The organism is Bacillus sp. 103mf, assembly GCF_900116295.1.
Lineage (GTDB): Bacteria > Bacillota > Bacilli > Bacillales > Bacillaceae_G > Bacillus_A > Bacillus_A bruguierae.
In genome coordinates this window covers 12,008-36,990 of sequence record NZ_FPAF01000016.1, presented here as the reverse complement: position 1 = coordinate 36,990, position 24,983 = coordinate 12,008, and the positions used below count along the sequence as shown (strand labels likewise).

The following is a 24,983-nucleotide window of genomic DNA, read 5'->3' as shown; positions in this document are numbered from 1 at the left end:
CTATAATTCCGCTTTAATATGCGAAAAAAGGCACCTAAAAATAGGTGCCCTTTTTCATTAGTTTGCTACGATATTTACAAGTTTTCCAGGAACAACAATTACTTTTCGAACTGTTTTCCCTTCAATTTGTTCTTTAATTGCTTCAATTGCAAGTTGTTCCATTTCTTCTTTTGATGCGTCTTTTTTCATTGTTAGCTTTGCACGTACTTTACCCATGACTTGAACAACGATTTCTACTTCATCTTCTACAAGTTTAGACTCATCAAATGTTGGCCAGCTTACATATGAAACTGTTTCGTTATATCCAAGCTTGTTCCAAAGTTCTTCCGCAACGTGCGGTGCAACTGGCGCTAACATTTTCACGAAACCTTCTACATATTCTTTCGGAAGTGTTTCTGCTTTATATGCATCGTTAATAAATACCATCATTTGAGAAATGGCAGTATTAAAGCGAAGCTCTTCATAGTCTTCTGTTACTTTCTTCACTGTTTGGTGATATACTTTTTCAAGATTTTTGTTTGGTGCATCTGTAATTTTCTCGCTTAGTTCACCATTATCTTGAACAAATAGACGCCATACGCGGTCTAAGAAACGACGAGCTCCATCAAGGCCATTTTCAGACCAAGCAATGGAAGCATCTAATGGTCCCATAAACATTTCATATAGACGAAGTGTATCTGCACCATGGCTTGCTACGATATCATCAGGATTTACAACGTTACCTTTTGATTTACTCATTTTCTCGTTGTTTTCTCCTAAAATCATACCTTGGTTAAATAGTTGTTGGAATGGCTCTTTCGTTGGCACAACACCGATATCATATAATACTTTATGCCAGAAGCGTGCATATAGTAAGTGAAGTACCGCATGCTCCGCACCGCCGATATAAATATCAACTGGAAGCCATTGTTTTACTTTTTCAGGATCTACAAGCGCTTCACTGTTGTTTGGATCGATGTAGCGTAGGTAGTACCAGCAGCTACCTGCCCATTGCGGCATTGTATTTGTCTCCCGGCGACCTTTCTTACCAGTCACTGGATCAACAACATTTACCCACTCTTCAATGTTTGCAAGTGGAGATTCGCCTGTACCAGATGGACGAATGTTCTCCGTTTTTGGAAGAACTAATGGTAATTCTTCATCTTTCACAGCTGACATTGTGCCGTCTTCCCAGTGAATAATCGGAATTGGCTCACCCCAGTAACGTTGACGGCTAAATAACCAATCACGAAGACGGTACGTTACTTTTTGATTTCCTGCGCTTGTTACTTCAAGCCATTCAATCATTTTCGCAATCGCTTCTTCTTTATTTAATCCATCTAAGAATGCAGAGTTAATATGTGCACCATCACCTGTATGTGCTTCTTTCGTAATGTCTCCGCCTTCTACAACTTCTTTCATCTGCAGTTCAAATGTTTTCGCAAACTCATAATCGCGCTCATCATGTGCCGGAACCGCCATTACTGCACCTGTTCCGTAGCTTGCAAGTACATAGTCAGCGATCCAGATTGGTAATTTCTCACCGTTTACTGGACTAATCGCATAAGCACCTGTGAATACACCTGTTTTTTCTTTTGCAAGCTCTGTACGCTCTAAATCACTTTTCGCTTTTACAGAATCAACGTAAGCTTCTACTGCTTCTTTTTGCTCTGCTGTTGTAATTTCTGCAACAAGTGCGTGTTCTGGAGCAAGCACACAGTATGTTGCACCGAATAATGTATCTGGGCGCGTTGTAAATACAGTAAATTTCTCATCTGTACCGTTGATAGCGAAGTGAACTTCAGCACCTTCAGAACGGCCAATCCAGTTGCGCTGCATATCTTTTAAGCTCTCTGGCCAATCAAGTTCATCTAAATCTTCTAGCAGGCGATCTGCATAAGCTGTAATTTTCAGCATCCATTGTCGCATTGGACGACGTTCAACAGGATGTCCGCCGCGCTCACTTACGCCATCGATTACTTCTTCGTTCGCAAGTACAGTACCAAGTGCTGGGCACCAGTTTACTGGTACTTCATCAACGTAGGCTAAACCTTTTTCATATAGTTTTAAGAAGATCCACTGTGTCCATTTATAGTAGTTTGGATCTGTCGTATTTACTTCACGATCCCAATCATAAGAGAAGCCTAATGCTTTAATTTGGTTTCGGAACGTGTTAATGTTTTTCTCTGTAAATTCAGCTGGGCTGTTTCCAGTATCAAGCGCATATTGCTCAGCTGGAAGACCGAATGCATCCCATCCCATTGGATGAAGAACGTTGTGGCCTTGCATACGTTTCATACGAGATAAAATGTCCGTTGCTGTATATCCTTCTGGATGTCCTACGTGCAGCCCTGCACCTGATGGATATGGGAACATATCTAGTGCGTAAAATTTCGGTTTTTCTGTTTCATCTGGCGTACGGAATGTTTTATTTTCTTCCCAATACGCTTGCCACTTCTTTTCAATTTCTTGATGATTGAAGCTCATAAAATACCCTCCATTCAAATTCTATATATTTTCACCGCCAAAAATACAAAAAACCCCTCATCCCAGAAAAGGGACGAGAGGTTATAGATTCCCGCGGTACCACCCTAAATTAATGTAATAATTACATTCGCTTAGATCCGTAACGTGGATGAACGGCAATTGCTACTTTGTTTCACAACTGCAACTCAAAGGCGAGTTCATAACGAAACGTGGATTGACTTGCACCGACCGTCAACTCTCTAAACCAGCTTCTATTACTACTACTCCTTCTCACTGTTATTACATATGAGTTATTTAAAATATATTCTAAAACAAGTTACATGTTCCGTCAAACTAAACTGCAACTTTTTCATCTACAGTTTCTTCAACACGTACTCTCTTATCATACATACTCGTTGCGATAATTGCTACTACAAGCATTACCATGATTGCGATAAACAATACTTCCATATTATATAAATCAACAATTGCTCCGCCAACAACTGGGCCAAACATTTTTCCAACAGTCGCTGCACTATTTACAACACCTTGATAAAAACCGAGCTTATCTTTTGGTGCAAGGATATTCGCAATCGTTGGCACAGCTGGCCAAACAAATAATTCACCAATTGTTAATGTCACCATCGCGACAAGGAACATTGTAAATTGCTGCGCTTGACTTAATACAATAAACGACACTGCAAAAATACCAATTCCGATCATAATTTGTTGTTTTAAAGAACGTTTCATCGCGCGAATAATCATACTGATTAATGGCTGGGCACAAACAATCATCGCCCCGTTTATCGTCCATAATAAACTATAGTGGCGAAGACTAATGTTTAGCTCCTGCATGTGCGTCGCAATCGCTCCTTGCCACTGTACATACGTAACCCAGCATAAAGCATATGCTACACATACAATAAGAAGCGCCTTGAATCCCGGTGTAAGTGACCAACCATCTTTCGTTTTTTCTTTGACTGCTACACGCTTATCTTTCTTATCTTCCATACCACGAAATCCGATAAAAGCGATTAAGAAGAAAATAAAGTATAAAATAAAGTTCGCTAAGAAAATATAATCGAAGCGATAAGAGGCAACTAAACCACCGCACGCCGTTCCAACGGCGATTCCAACGTTTTGGCCCACATACATCGCATTAAATGCTCTCCGGCCGCCTTCTGGCCAAACCGTTCCGACCATCGCATACATCGCCGGAAAGACCATTCCAGAACCAAAACCAATTAACGCAAGCCAAATAATATAAAATGGCCAGCCATGGAAAAATACAAGACCTAAAATTGATAATAATGTAATCACAATTCCAACTAAAATTGACTTATATCCGCCCCATTTATCAAATAAAACACCGCCGAGTAAATTACCGATTATTCCTGTTAACGAGTTAATCATTAATACCATTCCGGCCACAGATAACGACTTTCCTAAATGATCATGTAAATAAATTGTATTAAAAGGCCATAAAAAAGAAGCACCCGTGACATTAATAATCATCCCAGCTACTAATAGCCATACTTTCCTTGGCATAGTCCCCCTCCTATTCTTTTTTTTCGTTCCTATATAACAGTAAAATTGTAGTCGTTTTTAAATAAGAAGGCAACTGATTAATAGTTGATGAAATTCAGATAATAAGATACTCACTGTATAAATCCACATTAAAAAGTTGATATAAAAACCCTCTTTTTTTAGGCTGGCGAGAGCATCTGGCCACGCATAGAAACGGTCAGGTCCTTTTCCTACCACATGCAAGGTTTAAAACAAAAGGAGAATGCAAGTAGTGGTCATGGTGTATTCTGCACGGCAGTGACTTATATGCCAGGAAATGGAAAATTATTCATATCAATTAAGATGGCACTTCTCTCGAAGAACGCTTCACTTATGACGAAAGAAGTAACCATAACCTTGGTGTAGAACTTATTAACTTCTCTTATACAGGCTTAATGTTAATGGGACATTATTCAGACATAATGAAAGGATATCCAAGCATATTCTTTCCTCTACTTTATCCAATACTCACATGTTTATTAGGAGTTATACTGTTAATCATAGCAATTGTATTAAGAATAAATAAGAAAAAGTTTCATAGTTAAGGCTCCTTCTCTACAATTGAAGGAGCTTTAACTATGATATATAAAATGAAACTCCCATCAGTGTTTTTTCATCTCCCACTGGTAGTTAGTTAAACCAATCGGACTTATGCCAGCAATTATCCCGCGAATAGCGGGATAAAGCTTATACTAAACATACACCCTTTTCTCAAAAGCGAAATGGTTGTTTCTCACGCTTTACAAGAGCGGGAGAATACACAAATTAAGGCGTAGTTACTGCCGATAGAGTGTATCTCACATTTTAAGCCAATTGCTTTAAACTCTCTTCTTCCCCCTATAAATCACGTGATTTAAATGTACGCATCGCTATAAAAATAGCTGCTAACACATATAAAACAGCATAAACAACCATCATGTTACTCGGTGTTGAAACACTCCCAAATACTCCTTGTGAAGCTATTGATAAAGGATTGTCTGCTGAATCAAATAAATAGATTGTCATTTTACGATACATTGTATCGATTGGGAATAAAAGGCTGGCAATTATGCCCATGTTTACAAGTGCTGCTTTATGTGCCAATGTACCGATTTGTTCAACAAATCCGCCAATAAATCCAGTTCCGTATAAAATAATTAACACAATGCCAGCATTTAATGTCGCCATACGCGTGCTTAGTAATATCGCGATGCTAATTAAAATAACGGGCTGTAGCAAGAAAAGAGCCAATGCTTTTATAATCTGCGCGGCTGTGAAATCTAAATGGAACGTACTACCTCCCATTGTTTGATGAATAATCACGATACTCATAAACAGGAAGGCCGCGTACGCAATCAGTAACAAGCATAAGCCGATCCATTTCCCCATTAAAAAGGAAAATCGTGAAATCGGTCTCGTTAACCATGTATCAATTTGATGACTTTCAATTTCATTAGCAATACTTCCAACACTACTTAAAATAGCTAACAGTGCAGTAATAAACGAAGAAAAGTATAACCCAACCCCTAGAAGTTGTGTAGAAAAGAAACTTTTGCTCATAAAATCTTGTGCTGCCGAAATACCACTAGATTCTCCTGGAAGGATTTCACTGACAGCATAGTGAATGGCCACTCCATAAAATATTAAAAAGGCAAAGGTCATACATAACGTAATGGTAAAAATACGCTTTAACAAAATTTCTTTAAATGATAACTTGGCGATTGTCCACATGCTGCGTCCCCTCTTTCTTATTTACCCAATACATAAACACATCTTCCAAATGCGGATGAACCGGATTTAACTGATACACAGGAATATGTAGTGATACAAATGCTTCTAACAATCTAGGAATGTCATCTTCTTGTTGCAGCGTTATAATCCAGCGCTTACGATTTTGCTGCTCTTCTATCTTCCTTACATTTTTAATAAATGGAGGTAGTTGTTTAAAAAACAATTCACTCTTTTCACCAAGTGTTACTTCAACTTCCGTTTGAATCATCATCAATGAGCGCCAATCTCCTTGGACAATTAACTCTCCCTTATTAATAATCGCCACGTGATCACATAGATGTTCAATTTCATTTAATAGATGACTGTTTAAAAATACTGTTTTCCCTTGATTCCGAAGCTCTTCCATTAAATGACGCACTTCTTTCCGTCCGATCGGATCAAGCGCGGATGTTGGCTCATCTAAAAAAATCAATTCCGGATCAGAAAGCAGGGCACAAGCAAGTCCGATACGCTGCTGCATTCCTTTTGAATAACCGCGAATTTTTTCCTTTTCCCTTCCCTTTAGGCCAACTTTTTCAATAACCTCATTCATTTTTGCCCTCCGCTCCCGAAAAGGAATATTGCACAATTTTGCATGCGTTTCAAGTAACTGCCATCCGGTCAGCCAATCAGGATAGCGAAACAGTTCAGGTAAATAACCAATGCGCCGCTTTGATTCAATTGTCCCAATCGGTTGCCCTAGCATTTGCGCTGTTCCAGAATCCGGATGAAGTAAGCCAAGCATCGTTCGCACAAACGTACTTTTTCCTGCACCGTTAGGACCTATAAATCCGAATACAGTACCGCGCGGCACCTCTAATGAAATATTGCGGATACCGCCTTTTCCGTTATATTGTTTTGTTAAGTTCTTTGTTTGAATAATCCATTCTTCGTTCATGTTTTACCTCCGCCCTATACAGGAACAGAGCCGCCCCTTTTTGCGGAGCCGCTCTTGTTCAATCATTATTTTAGTTCATTTGCAAGTTTAATAAGATCGTTTGCATTCGTATCTTTCCCCTGCTCTTTATGTTGCTCGATCATATGCAATTTCCCTTCTTTTTCCCAAACAAGCACATTTTCATAATCCGTACTATATAAAACCGCCTTCACTCCTTGAACCTTTGTCTCTGATGCTTTTGCATCTTTTGCTACATAAGGAATCGGCAATGTATGTGTCCAATCTTGAATACCTGCAAGCTGTGTTTTTACATTCCCAGGAATAATCGGAAGCTCTAAAACTGTTTTTTGTAATTTCGCAACATCTACACCTTCTGGAACAGAAATTTTTGGTGCATCAATCACATTATAAGAAAAACCACTTGATGTTCGATTGCCCTCAACATCTATTTGGGTACGTACTGATTCTGGAACTGTGATTGAAAACTGCTTGCCATTCAAAGCACTTTCAAACTGCGTACTGCTCTGTAGTTGTTTCAACAACTTATTAGCTTTTTCTGTATCGAGTTCAAATTGCATAATAAATGACGGGTTCGTATCTACACTCGTTACATGGTATCCATTTGGTACTTTTGGAACAGCATATCCAGCTTCTCTTGCTTGCTGTTCCGACTGAAAATGAGCATCTTTTTTACTTCCGTTATCTTTGATTCCTATTTTCCCAATTCCTTTAATGGACTTCTCTCCTTCTTCCATATGAGAGATCCATCCTTCAATTTCATGTAAGTCCGACTCGGTAAGTTGAACTAATTGCACATCCTTTACTCGAAAAATCGATAACAAATTACTTGCTCCTGCCCGTACTTCTGGAACTGTTAAAGACACACACACAATTGCCGCTGCTGCTGCTCCGGTAATCCAACGTTTAGATGATTTCTTCATATTATGCCATCTTCCCTTCTTTTTACTTTCTTTACTGTTTGTTTCTTTCGTATTATGATTTTGTATATTTTGTTCAAAGGTTTTCCAAGCTTGGTCAACATCGATATCAACTTCTTGACCAGCGTTTGCGAATTCATCATCCACTACAACTTCTACCCATTGATTAAGCTTGCTCACTTCTTCTAACGTCTTTTGACATGCTTTACATTGGTCAAGATGCTGAATATATTGCTTTCTTTCATCGCGGTTTAACTCTCCATCTAAATACGCCTGAATAAATCCAATATCTTGGCATTTCATTTGTCACTCCTCCTTTATCCCTCTATACATTTTCCGGAATTTCGCTTTCGCTCGTGCTAGCAGTGTTCCAACCGAGGATACTTCCATCTGAGTAGCCTCTGCGATTTCTTTGTATTGAAACCCTGAAAACTTCATTAATAAGAGGGTTCGTTCACGCTCATCCATCTCTTTTAATGTACTTTGTACACGAGTAATTTCTTCTTTTTGAATACATTGTTCTTCCGATGACGGACTACTAATTGACTGCTTATAATTTGCTTCTTTTTCGATTCTTGCTTGATGCCTTTTTTCAGATCGCAAATAGTTATATGCGGCATAAATGGATGCTTTTGCAAGCCATGCTGATAAACTTTCAATCTGTTTCCATTCTGTATGATATAATTGCAAAAATACTTCTTGCGCTAAATCCTCAGCAATTGCTTGATCTCGCACAATCCGCATAATTTGTCTCACAACGTGAGCATAATATTGTTTAAATACATCTTGAAACTGTATATTTGAAACTGAATCTTGTTCATATATATTTAACAATGAAGCTTTCACCTCCACTCGTTTTTTCCTCCTTATTAGCTACTGTCACTATAAAGAAACCACAAATTCGTTATTTGTGACAAAAAAATAAAAAATATTTTCTTGTAATGGTTCAGCCTTATTATAACCGTGTATTGAAATCTGTTTTAATCCTTTGCCCTCTAAGATATTTTGTTAAGAATCACAAATCTATATATAAGTTGAAAAACCAACATGAAAACCTCCTTTCTTTTTAGGGGGACGAGAGCATCTGGCTGCGCATAGAAACGGTCAGGGCCTTTTCCTACCACATGCAATGTTTAAAACAAAAGGAGGAAGCAAGTACAGGTCATGTTTTATTCTGCATAGCAGCAACTTATAAAGAAAGGCGGAAGCGGCTCGCTCAGAACAAGAGGGGGATGGAGCTTCTGACATAGAGGCGCTTTTTGCCTCGGCGGAAGACGCGAAGCCACCGACTGTTCTAGCCGCTGGAGCTGGATCATAAAGAAAGGCGGAGCCGACAGGACTAGGAGGCAGAGCTAGACAAAGATGTCGAAAAATTAATATATATATAAACCTAAATAACGACATAAAAATCTTCTGTTTTAGTGAGGCGAGAGCACCTGGCTATACATAGAATTTCTCCATAAAATGGTATAAAATACATATAACTATTTTTAAAGGAGAAGTAAATGGATACTAAAAAAGCACAAAGAGAAATCAAGAAAACAAAGAGAAAAGTAGGAATTGTATTACTTTCTATGTTGATTATTGGAGCTGGCTTTGTATATTGGAAGTTTTTTAGTTTGCAAGGTGTTCCAACAGGAAAATTAATTCGAACAATTGAATCTCCAAATGGAGATTATAAACTGAAAACTTATGTTCATGATGGAGGATCATTAAGCGCAAACGCCGTTAGAGGTGAATTGGTCCATCTTAAAACGAATTCTGCTAAAACGATATACTGGAATTATCCTGATAACGATCCAACCGTTGAATGGATTGATGAAACTACAGTTAAAATCGGAAATCAAACTTTACATATTCCGAAACAAGAAACATATGATTGGCGTGACGATAAAAACTATACGAGAGAATATCCTAAACAATTTATGAAATAAAGTGAAACTTTAATCAGTGGAGGGGTTCTTCATCCCCACTGATTATCAGCCCTCACCAATCGGGCTTTTACGGGCAGTTTATCTCCCACCTAACTTCTTTGCTTTCGCTAAATTTTGAGGTGGGAGTATTAATGCCCACGAATAGTGGGATAAAAAAGGAGGATTATACCATAAACACCATACCTAAAAAAACGTTAAAAAAGATTGAAAACGATATTACAAATAATGATTTAGGAAAAGCAAGAGATCGACTACATGGCTTAATTTCCACTTATCCTAATGCATTAGATATTCGTAAGAAACTAGGAGATGTTTATTACAAATTACAACACCCCGCAATGGCTGGTCGATATTGGTACTTAGAAGAGCAGAAAACACCTGAAATGATTGAGGCGTGCTCACTATTCGAGAAATCTATGGGGAACAACGCTAATCAGATAGCTAGAGCCTTAAAATTTAAAGGGGATAATGAAATAATTCAAAAGTTATGTTCTGAACCTATCGCATCTTCTCTGCAAGAAAAAGTAAAAGAAAGCATGATCGAAGAATATGAAGAAACGTGGCAAGATAAGCTCATTCCTTTTGGATGCATCTCGGCGCTTATATTAATCATTTTGTTTGCTCTACTTGGTATTTATACTGTCTTTGATTGGATATTTTAATAACTTATTCTTAGAACAGGAGGCTACGCATGCAAAATATAAGTGAGCACAATTTCTCAGAGTTACTTGGTCAATCAGTAAAAGAAATAAACCCCGAAGTAAACCTTCCTCTTATCATCGTATTTGAAGATGGGCGCTTAACCGTGGAATGTGCGTGGCGTATAAGAAATCATCGTGAGGTGCAAGTAGGAAAACCAGACTATGAACTTACAAATTCGGATGGATCTAGATTTCGCAAAATCGCAAGAAAATTACTACTAAATCGGAAAGTACAAAAGATACATCATTTTTCACCAATTTCCGATTTAACAATTGAATTTGACGAAAATGTCTTTTTAGATATCTTTCATGATAGTAGCTTTTTTGAAGGCTGGCAGTTAAATATAGGGGATAATTTTCATGTTTCTTTACCAGGTGGAAGTTTAGGATAAATAAAAAAGAAAAGAGAGAGTAGAATGGATAATACACCTAATTTAACACAAGAAATTAACGAGTTGAAAGAATCTATCAATGAATTAAAAGATGAGGTCCGTAGTTTAAAAGAAGAAAAAGAACAGAAAAAGAAAAGCTTTGATATCGGTGATAATCTAGGATTTGTTGCTATACTAATTTTTGTTGTTGCAATTATGTATATCACTCGTTAACAAAAAAGCTAGCAAACAAATCGTTTGCTAGCTTTTATTTATAGTACCGTATCTAATTCGACAATTTTTAAAAATCGGTTATTCCAAATGTTTTCATGATGCTTAATCATTTGTTCTGCTTCTAATACTGCACTTGTTATTGTACTATGTGTATTTCTAGCAAGAAGGTTATTTTGGTATCCTAAGCTATAAGCAGCTCGAATTGTAGTATCTAAACAAAATTCAGTTTGAGCTCCTGCAAAAATAATTTGCTCAATTTCTTTCTCTTTTAAGTAGTTGAATAGTTCTGTTTGATAAAATGCGTCCCATTTTGTTTTTTGAATCACTTTATCTGAGGAAGTTTTCGCTAGCCCCTTATGTAATTGCCATCCATCTTTTCCTTCAAACATTTCATCTGCTTCCTCTATACCTGTATGTTGAATGAAGATAACTGGAATATTTTTTTCGTGAGCTTTCGTAATTAATTCGTTGATATTTTCAACTACACGTTCTTTATCATATAAAAAGTTTTGCGGTTCAAGAAAGAAAATTTCTTGCATGTCAATGACAACTAAAGCTTGTTTCATTACTATTCTTCACCCTATTCGTTTCTTTTTTATTATAGCATTTATTACCAAATTGTGTAATTCTTTTGATAAAATAATGATGAGGATACAATGTAAAATCCCGCCAAGAGAAACTATTTTTCTCTTGGCGGGATTTTAACTGTTACTTTCAACTATTTTACCTCTACTGTATAATTCCCCGTTCCACCGCTATATTTATATACACTCAAGTAATATTTTCCTGGGTTCGCATAATAATTTCCAAGTAATTTATTTCCGTCGCGTTTTGTTGCATAAGCGGCGTAGTTATTCAGGTCTGATTCAGAATATAATACCCAATTCATTCCAAGGTTTTGTTCATTCGTAACGGTAATCTGTAAATCTTTTGCTGTCTTCACATCAATAACAAACCGGTCAACTTGATCTTGATCATTTAGGCTACCTCGTAATAATGTGTTCAGAGATAGTGGATTAGCTGTATTAAATGAATCATTCGGTTCTTTTTCTACGCTATTATCTTCTTCAGTATTCACTCCGCTAAACACAACATCATATTCAAATTGTCCAGCCGCATTGACACGGTAATTCACAAAATAAGCAGTTAAAGTTTTATATCCGCTCCACTCTTTTTCGGAAAGATGTTTTAACATCTCATTCGTTGCTTGATTCATCGCCTTCCAGTCCTCAGTTTCTCCTTTTGACGCACTTCCTGTATACGTTCCTTGTAGTGTAAATGTATTAAAGAATTGTGATTTATTCTTTGTTACCTTCACATTTGTTAGCTTCGCTTCATTGGTAATATCCGCTGTAACTTCAGAAAACGCTTTCGGTTTATGCTCTGCTAAATAATCATCTGATACTTGCGGAATTGTATACTTATCCCGATTATCAATCAGCATTTGCATATAAGATTGGTAGTCTTCATTTAATTTATTATCCTTACTTAATGCAGAGCGGTACGCATCGTAACCTGGGACATCATTTGCACGAATTAAATCATGCACTTTATCGAACATATCAGAGCGGTTATTATACATATAAGATTGCAATGCAAACGAATAGTTATAAAAATCCCACGTTCCGTATTTTGCATATAATGTTTGCTCCGCTGTGTATCGTTTAGCTGGATCATTAGATAATCTGTTAATCATACTTTTTCGTGGTACAACGCTATCTAATCGCGTTGAGCCTGCAAAGAACTCCGCATTGCCTTCTTCAAACCAAGTCAAGCGTTCATCTTGATACATGTCTCCTTGTCCCCATAACCCTGGAACTTCATATCTTCCCTGTAAATAGTGTGTAAATTCATGACGGAACAATTCCTCCAAACTAAAAACACTTTGCTGCGGTGTACGTTCATATGTGAAGAACGTTCCGATTCCTTCAATGTAAATACCACCATTATTCGTTTCATAGCCATACAATTGACGGTTAAATTGATATTCGTCGGGACTATTGTAAATAACCATTGTTAACACATCATCAGCATGTCCGCCCTCGAGCGCCTTATCGCTACCAACTGTACGATAAAATTGAGCGCGTACTTCTTTTGCCGCCCAGTATAAACGTTTAATTTTATCCTCAGTCACTTTATCTCCCGCTTTAAAGACGATTGCCCCGTCATCATACGTATAGGTTTTAGGCAAATATTTCTTCTTACCATCTTCTCGAATTTGATCTAAATTTACTGTTTTTCCGTTCGCATCTACTCCACCGTAATTTGTAACAATTTGTTCTACCGCAACAAAATATTGCTGTCCTAAATATGGATAAATCCACATCGCTTCTGTTGCAACTTGCTGTCCTTTTGCTTGTGTACTATGAAGCTTACCAAATCGGCTAGCATAGTAAATTCCGTTATTAATTAACCATCCGTTTTTGTCTGTTACCGTACCAATTAGTGCAAAACGACTTATTTCATTAATAAAGCTATCAATATTCCTATACCACATCGTATCTTTTGGTTCTTTGCCCGTAGTATACATATACGACTGAACATCATAATCAATTTCTTTCATCAAATTATATACAGCATTGCCTTTTGTGTAGTCTTCAATAAAAGTTGCAAGATTATCATTATATTGTCTTAAGATTTCACCTGCATATTGAATAACTTCAACATCAGCTGACGCACCTCCAATCAACATTCCATAAGACGAAATTACTTTATTTTGTTCTGTTGTACCAAGTTTAAAATTCGGGTTCTTCGCAATTGTTTTTAAAGCTGGTAAACATTTATCATGATAGCTGCGTTCACTTAATTTACTTAATTCTTGATGATAAAAACCTAAATAAAATCCCGAACGTATAACTTCTACTAATGTCTCAATTCCTTTTGAATCGTCCTGCGTATACGCTTGGCCTTGTTCTGCTAGTTTATCAATAAGCGCTTGCATCCGGCTATCATCTTGATAGAACTTCAGGCTATCACTATTAAACTGAAATAATTCCGGAATTTGATACCATTGAATCGTAACAAGAAGATCGGCTAATTGTTTGTTGCTTAATTGATTTAATTCAGCCATCGAATATTTTTTTTCTTCAGCCAGCTGTTTAGCATCCTCTTTTGGTGCCGGCGGACGCTGCGATAAATCTGCTAACTTTAACCGTTTTGTAAAAGATGGACTTTCTTGTACGTTCGAAGAGTGCGCTAACTCATCAACGGATTTCTTTAATCCTACCGGCTCCATTTGTAATACATTCTTCGTATTTTTCTCTTTTGCCTCTGCTTGAATTTGCATGCCATTACATGATATAGTAACAAGCCCAACACCAAGCATCAGTTTATAAAATTTTGAGTATTTCACCATGCTATTTTCTCCTTTTTTTAAAATAGTCAAAATTCTTAATTTTTTAACCAAAACTCCCTTTCATATACCTTTACTAGACAACGTCATCTTCATTGATACCTGTAAAATCAGTGGCCAATATTTTTAATAAGTATTCTCTTATTACAGCTACTGCTAAATTCCCCCCTCCATATTTCAGATAAGCAAGAAGCGTGCCAATATTAAATCCCACAGAAAAAATGCATTTTTATTAGAACAATCTAATAATTTATACACCAATAATTTAGTCATGTATAAATTATTTGACATAAAATCCCCTTCAAATCAAAAACATTCTGAAGTTACTTGTTATGTTACGAATAAAAATTATAGCAACTATCGAAAAATGTCGAATTAATAAGAATATTGTCTTTTTTTCGTTGATTCATTTTATTTTTAATGATACACTCATATCATAAAGAAAGAGTAAAACGAAAAAACCCTTCAGCTTTATAATTTTCCGAAAATTAAGTTTTTTAACCGTTTTACTGTTCACTTCCATGCTTGTGTTTCTCCTACTCTTTCTTTGTTAGCGTCCCCCCTTATCAAGCAATCCAGCTTAATAAGGGGGGATTTGTGTATCAAATCCTTATTCATTTTTCTGAAAGACAAAAAGCACTTTTGAAAATTTCACAAGTGCTTTTTAAGATTAGCAAATTATCGATTAACAAATTGCATTCCTATATCTGTTGCATCTTCTTTATTTAAGTGATAGATCGTTTTGTTTCCAACACATTGAACATAAGCTTCGGCATAGTATGGTTCAACGCTAAACAATACTACATTAAATGTAATTCTTTTCCCATCATCTAACACAAAATCAATTTTACGGTGCGAAGATTGTTCAAAAAATCTCTTCTTAAAAAATTCTTTTTGTGTTACCACCTTTTTTGAACTCGTTAACTTTTGAAATACATCTCTCGCATCTTTCCCACCATCTGTAATCATACCCTCGGCAACCGAATCTGTTTCTAAATATTGCACCTTTGATATCATATCAGGTGTTAGCGCTACTTTATCTTCATGCTCTATTAAAAAGATATATATAAATAAAGGAACGAATATAAATAATAATCCGAATACTATTTTTTTCTTATTCATTTTCTCCCCCCTCGTATAATCGTAACACAAAAAAACTTTATAACAGATTTACTAAGTTAAATCATTCTTGTGGATATAAAAAAAATACCGAGCACCACCGCTCGGTATTTCCCAAATTCTATTCCTCTTTCGGAAGAACAATTCCTTTATACAATTGAACGGTAATAAAATAATAGATCATATAAATGACTACGAAAATCAAGATTGGAAGCCATACACGGAAATAAGGATTAATTAAAATGAACGAGAAGATGTTCATACCAACTAATACGTGGACAATCCCTACAATTCCTGGGAATAGGAATACTAAGAATAACTCTTTGTAAATTGACTTCGTTAATAATTCACGGCGAACACCAATTTTGCGAAGCATTTGGTAACGTGTAATATCGCTTGATGCTCCTGAAAGAATTTTAAACATTAAACAACTTGCCATCATTGCTAGGAACGCAATTCCTAAGAAGAATCCCATAAATACTGTTCCGCTTGCAATGCCATAAAATCCAGTATAAAATTGGTTCTTACTTTGCAAGGAATTTTCTTTTACATTTTTATATTTAGCTAGCTGCAACTCGTCAATTTTTTCCCATTCTTTTTTATATGTTAAGAAATCATCTACTTTTCCAATTAATGCAACACCCTCTTTGCCTTGCAAACCATCATACATTTTTTGGTCTACAATTTTGATTGTTTGATTGGAGGATACATAAGATAGATGAATCGTGCTTAATGCCTGATCCCACTCTTTTGGAATCACATTATCAGATTTTTCTTGACTGGAACTCGAAATCGCACCTACTGGCAGTTCTTCAGAAGCTCGTTTCACTTTACCGATATCTTTCATCCCTTTAAAAACTTTTAAATCTTGTACTAAAGGACGATTTTTCTCTAAATCTTCTTTTAAATAATACACATATTTATCATCTATTTTATAACGATATTCATTTTTCTCTTTAAATGCAATACCATCTAAAATTTTCTTTTCTTCGGCTGTTGGGTTATGAATTGCAACATCATAAATTGCCAAACCATCTACAGTAAACATAACATTATTTTTAAATGCCATACCGCCAGAAATCGCACCTGCTCCAAGCGCAACTAACATTGCTACTGTCGCTAATACCTTTGTTAAGCTATTGATACGGAAATTTAATTGTGCAAATGTAAAGGCATTAAGTCCTTTTTCAGTAACCTTTTTATTACTTTTAAGCTTTTTAATAATAAGCGGAAGGAATGTTCCAAATAACATGTAAGTTCCGGACGTTACAGTAATTAATGCTATAATAATTCCCATTTGCGCCAACTTGTCCATGTAAACCATAGAAGCATAGCCGATTGCTAACAGAATAATTCCAACGAATGCAGCTATAACAGTCTTTATTCCTGCTTTAGAAACACGATCCGTTTTAGAATCTGCATGAACCAGTTGCAGAACCGTAATACGCGATAATTTGATACTATTCATAATTGCTGATAAAACAAATAGTACTAAGAAGAAAATACATGTAACAAGTATAGATGGGACATAAAACGCATGATAGCCACCTGCAGTAAACTCAAGCTGCTGCATAAGTAGTTTACCAATTCCTTGCGCTAGCCCTACACCAACTGCAATACCAACTACAAGAGATGCTGCTCCTAATACAATTGTTTCAATAAACATAAGCATTGTAACCTTATGTTTTTTCGCTCCTAGCATCATGTACATACCAAATTCTTTTTGACGAAGTGATAGTAAGAAAGAATTTGCATATAAAATGTAGAAGAATGTAATGATAGCTAATAGTACCGCACCAGCATGGAAGACGAATTGAATACTACTAATTACAGAATTCGCTTCAATAAACGCTTTATTTAGTGCTAACGTTTGGAACATATAAAAAATAGAAATTGACATAACAAGACCAACGAGTAAGACGATGTAGTCTTTCAGCTTACTTTTCAGTCCTGACATGGAAAGCTTAAATAACATGCCTGCCTCTCCTTTCTTACGCTTTTTGTGTGCCTAAGTCTGCCAGCACATCTAAAATTTCTTTATAAAATTCTTCACGTGTACCCTTGCGGTGAATTTCTTTATATAACTCACCATCTTGGATAAATAAAATACGTCGGCAATAACTTGCACTATACGGATCATGTGTAACCATCATAATAGAAACACCTTGTTCTTCATTTAAGCTTGTCATCGCATCTAACAAACTTGTTGCGTTTTTGGAATCCAGCGCTCCTGTTGGCTCGTCACCTAAAATAATGGCTGGTTCATGTACAAGTGCACGTGCCGCCGCTGAACGTTGCTTTTGTCCCCCAGATACTTCAGATGGATATTTTTGAAGAATCTCTGAAATTCCTAGCATTTCCGCTACCTTCTCTACTTTCGGTCCAATCTTTTTTGAAGGAACGCCTTGTAGTGAAAGAGGCAATGCAATATTTTCATAAATTGATAGGTTTTCTAGTAAGTTAAAGTCTTGAAATATGAAGCCTAATTTTTGTGAACGGAAATCAGATAATTCCCCCTGCTTCATTTTCGTAATATCTGTACCTGCAATTTCAACAACGCCGTTCGTCGCTTTATCTAATGTTGAAATAACATTCAATAATGTTGTTTTTCCAGAACCAGAAGGTCCCATAATCCCAACAAATTCACCTTCTTGAATGGAGAATGATACGCCCTTTAATGCATGTGATTGACTTTCACCTTTTTTACCGTATACTTTTTGAACATTCTTTACGTCTACAACTGGTGTTTTCATATAAACCCTCCTGTGCTTTGTTTTCCTTTTCCTATTTTGCTCTTTTAAAGCATTTCCTGCCATTGATTAAACTTACATTTATCTTACAATTTTGTAAGATGCATAAACGGCTCCATATGTTACATGTAAACACGTAGCATATGGAGCCGCTTGTTATTTTAAGATATACATTTTCATTTCACATAATAAAGTTACATTATTTTACCATAACGAACATAAAAGAAGCTGGGCTCATATAAGCTCAGCTTCTTTCATTTTATCCTTTTAAAACAAACTCATTACCTTCGTTATCTTTAAAAATGGCAAATGTCCCCCATGCCATTTCATTTGGCTCTTGTATAAATTCCACATCATTTTTCTTCATTGTTTCATATGTATCTGCCATATTTTCCGTTACAAATACAATCGATGCTTTTAGTTCATTTGCATTTTTCATCATTGATTTTGGATAAATAACTAGGTGAGAACGTGTATCTTTCGGTCCTACTTCAATCCAACTTGCATTTGGCCCCATTGGATCATTACGGTATACTTCAAATCCCGCTTTCTCTGTCCAAAATTGTAGTGCCTTTTGCTGGTCATCTACGTACACGGCTACTGTGCCGATATGTGCAATCATGTTACATTCCTCCGCTCTGTGATATTCGAGCATTATTATAATACATCTCTCGTACGTATGAAAAAGAAAGCAAATTTCCATAAGAAATAAAACCAGGTCATATTTCGACCTGGTTTATTCTGATTGCTTTGATTTTTGTGGTTGGCCTTTTTTACGATTTCTTTGCTTTGCTTGTACTACTGGATCTAATTCATTTGAAAACTCAGCGTTATGTCCGTTTTGTGTTTTTTGCTCTGGGTTATTTTGATCTGAACGCTTTGCCATCCTTATCGCTCCTTATTAATGCGGTGTAATAATCATTTGGTGTTGTAATTGCCTTATTGCCATACGCGCACGATTTAGTTGTTCACGTTGTTCATCATTTGCATAGTGCTGCATCGTTTGCATTTCATTGTAAGCTTGTTCTAATTGAAGCTGCGCATCAGAATAGTTCATTTTATTGTAATGCTCTTGTCTCATTCCAATGTCCAATTGTTCTTTTGCATATTCCATTGCTTGATGTGCATTTTGGATGCACGCTTCCAGTGATTCACGCTCTGCCATGATTGTCCCTCCTTACCAATATTTCTCCTTTAGCTTGTCCGTTCTATATGAACCTTATGAGTATGTTATAATGATTTTTGCTCATATCTTTGAGGAGGAATAACTATGAAAGTCCAAAATCCTTTCCCATATTCAAATGACAATAAACGTTACCATACGTGGAACTACCATCTACGCAGGCATTTCGGCGAGAAAATCTTTAAAGTTTCTTTAGATGCTGGATTTGACTGCCCAAACCGTGATGGCACAGTTGCATATGGGGGCTGTACATTTTGTAGTGCGTCTGGTTCCGGAGACTTTGCCGGTGACCGCCGTGATGATGTTGTTACGCAATATCATGAAATGAAAGAAAAAATGCATACGAAATGGAAAGATGGTAAGTGTATTGCCTATTTCCAAGCTTATACGAATACACACGCTCCTGTTGAGGTGTTAAAAGAAAAATTTGAACCACTTTTAAAAGAAGAAGGCGTTGTCGGTCTTTCTATCGCTACCCGGCCAGACTGCTTACCTGATGATGTTGTCGAATATTTAGCTGATCTAAATAAGCGTACGTACCTTTGGATCGAGCTTGGCTTACAAACCGTACATGAACGTACAGCGCTTTTGATTAACCGCGCTCACGATTATCCTTCTTATGTAGAAGGTATAAATAAACTTCGTAAGCATAACATTAACGTGTGCTCACACATCATTAACGGTCTCCCGCTTGAAGACTATGACATGATGATGGAAACAGCACGCGCAGTCGCAAAACTTGATATTCAAGGGATTAAAATTCATTTGCTGCACTTATTAAAAGGAACGCCTATGGTGAAACAATACGAAAAAGGACAATTACAATTTCTATCTCTTGAAGATTACGTAAATCTCGTTGTCGACCAGCTTGAAATCATCCCATCAGATGTCATCGTACATCGCATCACAGGTGACGGTCCGCCAGACCTAATGATCGGTCCGATGTGGAGCTTGAACAAGTGGGAAGTATTAAATGCAATCGATGCTGAATTTGTACGCCGCGGTAGCTGGCAAGGCAAATATGCAAACGAGGTGAAAACAGTATGAAGTTAGAACGCATCTTACCTTTTGCCCGCACGCTGCTAGAGCGAGCGGTAAAGGAAGGAGATTACGCTGTTGATGCAACGCTAGGCAACGGACATGATACGTGCTTTTTAGCAGAGCTTGTCGGCGAGAATGGAAAAGTATTTGGCTTCGATATTCAAGAAGAAGCAATTACCAATTCAAGCACACGGCTACAAGAAAAAGGACTGACTGAGCGTGCCGTTCTTATTCATGATAGCCACGATACATTAACAGCCGTATTACCAGAAGACGCAAAAGGAAAAGTAACAGGAGCTATCTTTAACTTAGGCTATCTTCCTGGCGGTGATAAAAGCATCGTCACAAAACCAAACTCAACTCTTTCTGCCTTGCAGCAGTTATTAGAAGTTATGGCACCAGAAGGAATTATCATTCTTGTCATTTATCACGGACATCCTGAAGGACAAATAGAACGCGATGCCGTTGTCAAATTTGCCGGGCAGCTAGATCAAAAAGAAGCACACGTACTAAAGTACGAATTTATGAACCAACAAAATAACCCGCCGTTTATTATTGCGATTGAAAAAAGATAAAGTGAAACTTCCATAAGTGACGCTTTTCTCACTGATGGAAAGCCCGCCCAAGCGGGCTTTTACGGGCAGTTTTCTTCCCCGTGCATACCCACTTTACTGCCCGTTAATGCGGGATAAAGCGCCTGGCCAATATATCGGCGCTTTTCTCGATATATCGACCGTTTTTCACCATATATCGGCGACTTTTGAAATATATCGGCGCTTCGACACAGGATAAAGATCCTTCGACAAATTACAACATGAATACACCTACAAAAATACGTGCATACTGCGCGTATTTTTTATTGTCTAAGAAGGATTCTTTCATACGAAACAAGAATTTCTATATTCGAATTAAAACAAAGGGGATGAACAGCTATGATTGGAATACTAGCAGGGATGGGGCCAAAATCTACTGGACCATTCGTTGATAACATAGTAAAACAATGCCAAGAAATTTACGGCGCGAAAGATGACATGGACTTTCCTCATATGATGATTTACTCATGTCCAACACCTTTCTATATCAATAAGGCCATTAATCATGAAGATATGGAAAGAGCAATTATAAATGGCGCACAAAAACTCGAAAGTACGGGTGTCGATTTTATCGCTATGCCATGTAATACGGCACATCTTTATTTTGATCAAATGCAGGAATCCCTCTCAACCCCAGTATTAAATATGGTGGATGAAACACTAAAAGAAATTCCTGCTCACATTCAAAAAGTATCTCTTTTAGCAACTGATGCTACCGTTCAATCTGGTATATATCAAGAGGAATTTTTGAAACGTGGTATAGAATATATTCAAAAAAATGGCTGGCAAACTGCTATCAATCAAATTATATATAAAATAAAAATAGGACAAATAAACGAAGCAAGTCAATCGTGGAATACACTATGCTCAGAATTAGCTGAAACTGTCGATGCTGTTGTCATAGCATGTACAGATTTGAATGTCGTACTAGAGACAGAGCAAAATAATCTTCACTTTGTAGATTCCTCTACATGTCTTGCCAAAGCTATTGTAAACAAGTATTTATCTCATCAAAAATCTAATTGAACAAAAGGAGCCCTCATACAAAAATATGAGCGCTCCTTAATTCGTTTCTTCCTGATGTTTTAAAAACCAAATATCCACAATAATAATAACTGCTAATACCGCCTGCATGATGTAATCTACAGTTGTTGGCCCACCTGCTTTTATCAGCATATTATAAATGCCAAGTACAAATGAAATAGAAAGGCACACTAATAACGAAACTTCGATATTATCATATAACTTTTTAAAGAAATTCTTCATCTTAGCACCTCCGTATTTACATTTTACCATATAATAGAAAAAAAGAAGTGAATTCATGACAATCTTCGGTATCATATTTTAGTCCATTTGCATTTTGCTTATTGGTGTAGGGTTTTTCTTACAACGAAAATATAAAAAACGAGCTGCTTAGAATACAGCTCGTTTTCATCACTGTGCTATCTTCTTGCGATACATCCTTCCATTCCAATAGAAAAAGCGCGAAGTAAAGCCGCCGTATTTCACAATGCGCCGTGCCATGTGTTGCATTTCTTTTTGCTGTGACACTTTCTCGTCTGATAAATAAATTCCAAGCAACCCGCGGCTTATGAGGCGATGAAATTTCATATGTGGCAGTTGTTCCAAGCTTCTTTCTGCTTCTATTACAAAATGTTTCAATCTCTCAAGAGTTGCTTCTTTATTTTCATAGTAACTACAAAAATTTAAATCTCCGCCAATACGGTCTTCTTCTTGGTCAATGAAATAATCAAGTAAAATATGTAATCCTTGTACATAAGGAAAATACCCTTGTTTAATTTTCATAATATCATCGTCTGTTAATTCATCATGGAATGCATATGCTACAAGACAGAAAATACCTAGCGTCGAACCTGCACAAGCTGAAAATTCAAACCAGCTCATTGGCGGAACTTTTTCACGATGCGCTGCAAACCACGTTTTCAAGCGATCTTCTCTCTCTTCTTGCTTTACATGTTTATGAATTTGCAAATCACAGTAATAACAAGCAAGTTCATGAAGAATCGGTGCAATCTTGTTATAATGCTTCGTCTTTGCAAGCACTTCTTGACAAGTTGCTACAAGTTCATCTAAATAACCACCATCATCTTGATCATCACGGTAACGATAATAGTTGCTTCCTTCGCTTCCTGGTGTTAGCGCCGCAAGCATTGACTCATGGAGCGCTGCAAAATCCTTTGGATCAAGTGATGTACTACGGTCGCATAAATTGTCCAAATAATCACTAATCGTTTGGTACGCTACAATGAATCGAATACATTCCTCGCGATGTTCATCGGCAAGCAGCGCTAAAATGCTGCCGCCTTCACAGTGAAATGTTTTATGCTCAATGCTCGCTAACGCTTGATTATGAAGTTCATCATTCGGAATATGGTAGGCGCGTTCTTTCCACATTGCGAGCTCATGGTGTACAACCGGAAACACATCTCGGTATACTTTCGCCATGAGCGTTATGGGGTTACTCGGTACTTTCACTTCGTTCTTCATCTCCTCTAAATGAATATGGTCAAATACTTTTAAAATATATACTGGTAATTATTTATTTTTGTTTCCTAAATTAAATGCGTTTCCACAAATGATTTTGCATATGCAAAAATGTCATCTTTCTCATACTCATTAAATAGCTCATGATAACAGTTTGGCCATTCTTTATATGCTTTGTCACTAATTTTCAGACTATCAAACCAGCTACAGACACGTGTTTTATCTACAAGTTTATCCTCACACGCCTGCATTAGCAAGAGCGGTACGTCTGGAAATTCATTTCGTTTTTCATGTGCAATTTCTACCGCTTTAATTAACTCACTATACCAACGAACTGATACTTTGCGCAAGAACAATGAGTCATTTTCCATTGCATCGCGAATTTCATGATTACGCGTCGCCATTTCGACTGTAATATTCGAATTAAATTGCAGTTTCGGGGCTACAGCATTTAGCACTTTCGCAATGGTACGAAGCGGTAGTTTCGGCATTGATAACACTCCTAAACACGGCGAAGTCAAGATGACTCCTTGCACATCCATTTTCGTTTCTTGCAGCACGCGAATAACTATTAATCCTCCCATACTATGTCCATATAGGAAAAGGGGTAAGTAATATTTTTTCGCTTCTTTAATCCATGTCTTTACTTCTTCTATGTATTCATCAAATGACGTAATATGTCCTCTATTTCTTGAAGTTGTTCCGTGAGCAGGTAAATCCCCCATCACAACATGAAAGCCAAGATAGCGCCACATGTCTGCAAGTGCCTCGTAACGTCCATGATGCTCCATTGCACCATGTACCATAACTATAACACCTTTTGCCTCTTCTGCTTCATAATTCCACATAAAATTCCTCCATTTCACTCTATTTCATAATTTGCTACACTAATATTAGTTTCTAGGAGAGGAAGGTTACTTATATGATTTATCCTTACAAAGACAAACATCCGAAAATTGCTAATAGCGTATTTATCGCTGACTACGTCACAATTACAGGTGATGTTACAATTGGTGAAGAATCAAGCATTTGGTTTAACACTGTCATCCGCGGAGATGTTTCTCCAACGATTATCGGAGACCGGACCAATATACAAGATCAATGTACACTTCATCAAAGTCCAAAGTACCCGCTTATTTTAGAAGATGATGTCACAATTGGACATCAAGTCATTTTACATAGCTGTACAGTGAAAAAAGATGCATTAATTGGTATGGGTTCCATTATTTTAGACGGAGCTGAAATTGGTGAAGGTGCATTTATCGGTGCCGGGAGTTTAGTACCGCAAGGAAAAAAAATCCCGCCAAACACACTTGCATTCGGTCGTCCGGCCAAAGTAATCCGTGAACTAACAGATGAAGACCGTGAAGATATGGCTCGCATTCGTCGTCAATACGTCGAAAAAGGACAATATTATAAAAGTTTACAAACGAAATAAAGTGAAACTTCCATCAGTGACGCTTTTCTCACTGATGGAAAGCTCGCCCACGAATAGCGGAATAAAATTTTTAGCTGCCACCTAAAATGGTAGCTTTTTCTTCGTAAAACTCTACATTTTCTTTACAAAACCTTAGTATTCCCTCAATAAAATTTTATTAAAATAA

At 36.9% G+C, this 24,983-nt stretch carries 25 protein-coding genes and 1 other annotated feature; of the genes, 8 read left to right on the top strand and 17 right to left on the bottom strand.

The window, feature by feature from the left end; all coding sequences use genetic code 11:
* Window positions 1-57 precede the first annotated feature (57 nt).
* From leuS to BM350_RS22200, 6 genes are all read right to left on the bottom strand, one after another.
* The gene (leuS, locus tag BM350_RS22225) at window positions 58-2,466 is read right to left on the bottom strand and encodes a leucine--tRNA ligase (RefSeq protein WP_090920258.1); all 2,409 of its coding nucleotides are present in this window, start codon (window positions 2,464-2,466) and stop codon (window positions 58-60) included.
* Between the two features lie 66 nt (window positions 2,467-2,532).
* Window positions 2,533-2,749: a binding site (T-box leader), on the bottom strand.
* Window positions 2,750-2,799: 50 nt separating this feature from the next.
* Complete coding sequence (locus tag BM350_RS22220) at window positions 2,800-3,993, bottom strand: MDR family MFS transporter (RefSeq protein WP_090920255.1); 1,194 nt, start codon at window positions 3,991-3,993, stop codon at window positions 2,800-2,802.
* An 855-nt stretch (window positions 3,994-4,848) separates the two neighbouring features.
* Complete coding sequence (locus tag BM350_RS22215) at window positions 4,849-5,721, bottom strand: ABC transporter permease (protein ID WP_090920252.1); 873 nt, start codon at window positions 5,719-5,721, stop codon at window positions 4,849-4,851.
* Window positions 5,693-6,658: an ABC transporter ATP-binding protein gene (locus BM350_RS22210; protein ID WP_090920249.1), complete on the bottom strand. Its 966-nt coding sequence runs from the start codon at window positions 6,656-6,658 to the stop codon at window positions 5,693-5,695. Before BM350_RS22210 ends, BM350_RS22215 begins: the two co-directional genes overlap by 29 nt.
* 65 nt (window positions 6,659-6,723) lie before the next feature.
* A complete protein-coding gene (locus BM350_RS22205; RefSeq protein WP_090920247.1) occupies window positions 6,724-7,899 on the bottom strand; it encodes an anti-sigma factor family protein in 1,176 nt (391 codons plus the stop codon).
* A gap of 3 nt (window positions 7,900-7,902) precedes the next feature.
* Window positions 7,903-8,448: an RNA polymerase sigma factor SigX gene (locus BM350_RS22200; RefSeq protein ID WP_090920244.1), complete on the bottom strand. Its 546-nt coding sequence runs from the start codon at window positions 8,446-8,448 to the stop codon at window positions 7,903-7,905.
* A 653-nt stretch (window positions 8,449-9,101) separates the two neighbouring features.
* Between BM350_RS22200 and BM350_RS22190 the strand changes: the two genes are divergently transcribed.
* From BM350_RS22190 to BM350_RS22175, 4 genes are all read left to right on the top strand, one after another.
* Entirely contained in the window at window positions 9,102-9,530 is a 429-nt protein-coding gene (locus BM350_RS22190; RefSeq protein ID WP_090919363.1) for a DUF5412 domain-containing protein, read from the top strand.
* 131 nt (window positions 9,531-9,661) lie between these two features.
* Window positions 9,662-10,192 (top strand): DUF6584 family protein, encoded by a 531-nt coding sequence (locus tag BM350_RS22185; protein WP_090919366.1) that lies wholly within the window; start codon window positions 9,662-9,664, stop codon window positions 10,190-10,192.
* A 29-nt stretch (window positions 10,193-10,221) separates the two neighbouring features.
* Window positions 10,222-10,623: a hypothetical protein gene (locus BM350_RS22180; protein WP_090919369.1), complete on the top strand. Its 402-nt coding sequence runs from the start codon at window positions 10,222-10,224 to the stop codon at window positions 10,621-10,623.
* A 24-nt stretch (window positions 10,624-10,647) separates the two neighbouring features.
* The gene (locus BM350_RS22175) at window positions 10,648-10,836 is read left to right on the top strand and encodes a hypothetical protein (RefSeq protein WP_090919372.1); all 189 of its coding nucleotides are present in this window, start codon (window positions 10,648-10,650) and stop codon (window positions 10,834-10,836) included.
* 38 nt (window positions 10,837-10,874) lie between these two features.
* On the opposite strand, the gene BM350_RS22170 is transcribed toward BM350_RS22175, so the two are convergent.
* The 8 genes from BM350_RS22170 to BM350_RS22135 form a co-directional block, all read right to left on the bottom strand.
* Window positions 10,875-11,402: an isochorismatase family protein gene (locus BM350_RS22170; protein WP_090919375.1), complete on the bottom strand. Its 528-nt coding sequence runs from the start codon at window positions 11,400-11,402 to the stop codon at window positions 10,875-10,877.
* Window positions 11,403-11,554: 152 nt separating this feature from the next.
* A complete protein-coding gene (locus BM350_RS22165) occupies window positions 11,555-14,191 on the bottom strand; it encodes a collagenase ColA (RefSeq protein WP_090919378.1) in 2,637 nt (878 codons plus the stop codon).
* Window positions 14,192-14,866: 675 nt separating this feature from the next.
* The gene (locus BM350_RS22160) at window positions 14,867-15,310 is read right to left on the bottom strand and encodes a hypothetical protein (RefSeq protein WP_090919381.1); all 444 of its coding nucleotides are present in this window, start codon (window positions 15,308-15,310) and stop codon (window positions 14,867-14,869) included.
* 118 nt (window positions 15,311-15,428) lie between these two features.
* Complete coding sequence (locus tag BM350_RS22155) at window positions 15,429-17,282, bottom strand: FtsX-like permease family protein (protein WP_090919384.1); 1,854 nt, start codon at window positions 17,280-17,282, stop codon at window positions 15,429-15,431.
* A 16-nt stretch (window positions 17,283-17,298) separates the two neighbouring features.
* Window positions 17,299-18,060, bottom strand: coding sequence for an ABC transporter ATP-binding protein (locus BM350_RS22150; protein WP_090919387.1), 762 nt, complete (start codon window positions 18,058-18,060; stop codon window positions 17,299-17,301).
* Between the two features lie 256 nt (window positions 18,061-18,316).
* The gene (locus BM350_RS22145; RefSeq protein ID WP_090919390.1) at window positions 18,317-18,679 is read right to left on the bottom strand and encodes a VOC family protein; all 363 of its coding nucleotides are present in this window, start codon (window positions 18,677-18,679) and stop codon (window positions 18,317-18,319) included.
* Window positions 18,680-18,793: 114 nt separating this feature from the next.
* On the bottom strand, window positions 18,794-18,943 hold the full coding sequence (locus BM350_RS22140; protein WP_003208774.1) for a hypothetical protein: 150 nt from the start codon (window positions 18,941-18,943) through the stop codon (window positions 18,794-18,796).
* 15 nt (window positions 18,944-18,958) lie between these two features.
* Window positions 18,959-19,222 carry a YtzC family protein gene (locus tag BM350_RS22135; RefSeq protein WP_090919392.1) on the bottom strand — a complete coding sequence of 88 codons (264 nt, stop codon included), beginning with the start codon at window positions 19,220-19,222 and terminating at the stop codon, window positions 18,959-18,961.
* Window positions 19,223-19,327: 105 nt separating this feature from the next.
* Here BM350_RS22135 and BM350_RS22130 point away from each other — a divergent pair, with 105 nt between their 5' ends.
* The 3 genes from BM350_RS22130 (at window position 19,328) to BM350_RS22120 (ending at window position 21,900) form a co-directional block, all read left to right on the top strand.
* On the top strand, window positions 19,328-20,287 hold the full coding sequence (locus BM350_RS22130; protein ID WP_090919395.1) for a tRNA modification radical SAM protein MnmL/YtqA: 960 nt from the start codon (window positions 19,328-19,330) through the stop codon (window positions 20,285-20,287).
* Window positions 20,284-20,856: a tRNA 5-(aminomethyl)-2-thiouridylate-methyltransferase MnmM gene (locus BM350_RS22125; RefSeq protein WP_090919397.1), complete on the top strand. Its 573-nt coding sequence runs from the start codon at window positions 20,284-20,286 to the stop codon at window positions 20,854-20,856. Before BM350_RS22130 ends, BM350_RS22125 begins: the two co-directional genes overlap by 4 nt.
* Before the next feature lie 357 nt (window positions 20,857-21,213).
* A complete protein-coding gene (locus BM350_RS22120) occupies window positions 21,214-21,900 on the top strand; it encodes an aspartate/glutamate racemase family protein (RefSeq protein WP_090919400.1) in 687 nt (228 codons plus the stop codon).
* Window positions 21,901-21,936: 36 nt separating this feature from the next.
* On the opposite strand, the gene BM350_RS22115 is transcribed toward BM350_RS22120, so the two are convergent.
* From BM350_RS22115 to BM350_RS22105, 3 genes are all read right to left on the bottom strand, one after another.
* The gene (locus BM350_RS22115) at window positions 21,937-22,140 is read right to left on the bottom strand and encodes a hypothetical protein (RefSeq protein ID WP_090919402.1); all 204 of its coding nucleotides are present in this window, start codon (window positions 22,138-22,140) and stop codon (window positions 21,937-21,939) included.
* 168 nt (window positions 22,141-22,308) lie between these two features.
* On the bottom strand, window positions 22,309-23,370 hold the full coding sequence (locus tag BM350_RS22110) for a tetraprenyl-beta-curcumene synthase family protein (RefSeq protein WP_139207761.1): 1,062 nt from the start codon (window positions 23,368-23,370) through the stop codon (window positions 22,309-22,311).
* A 77-nt stretch (window positions 23,371-23,447) separates the two neighbouring features.
* The gene (locus BM350_RS22105) at window positions 23,448-24,227 is read right to left on the bottom strand and encodes an alpha/beta hydrolase (RefSeq protein WP_090919408.1); all 780 of its coding nucleotides are present in this window, start codon (window positions 24,225-24,227) and stop codon (window positions 23,448-23,450) included.
* Window positions 24,228-24,301: 74 nt separating this feature from the next.
* Between BM350_RS22105 and BM350_RS22100 the strand changes: the two genes are divergently transcribed.
* Complete coding sequence (locus BM350_RS22100; RefSeq protein ID WP_090919411.1) at window positions 24,302-24,817, top strand: gamma carbonic anhydrase; 516 nt, start codon at window positions 24,302-24,304, stop codon at window positions 24,815-24,817.
* Window positions 24,818-24,983 lie beyond the last annotated feature (166 nt).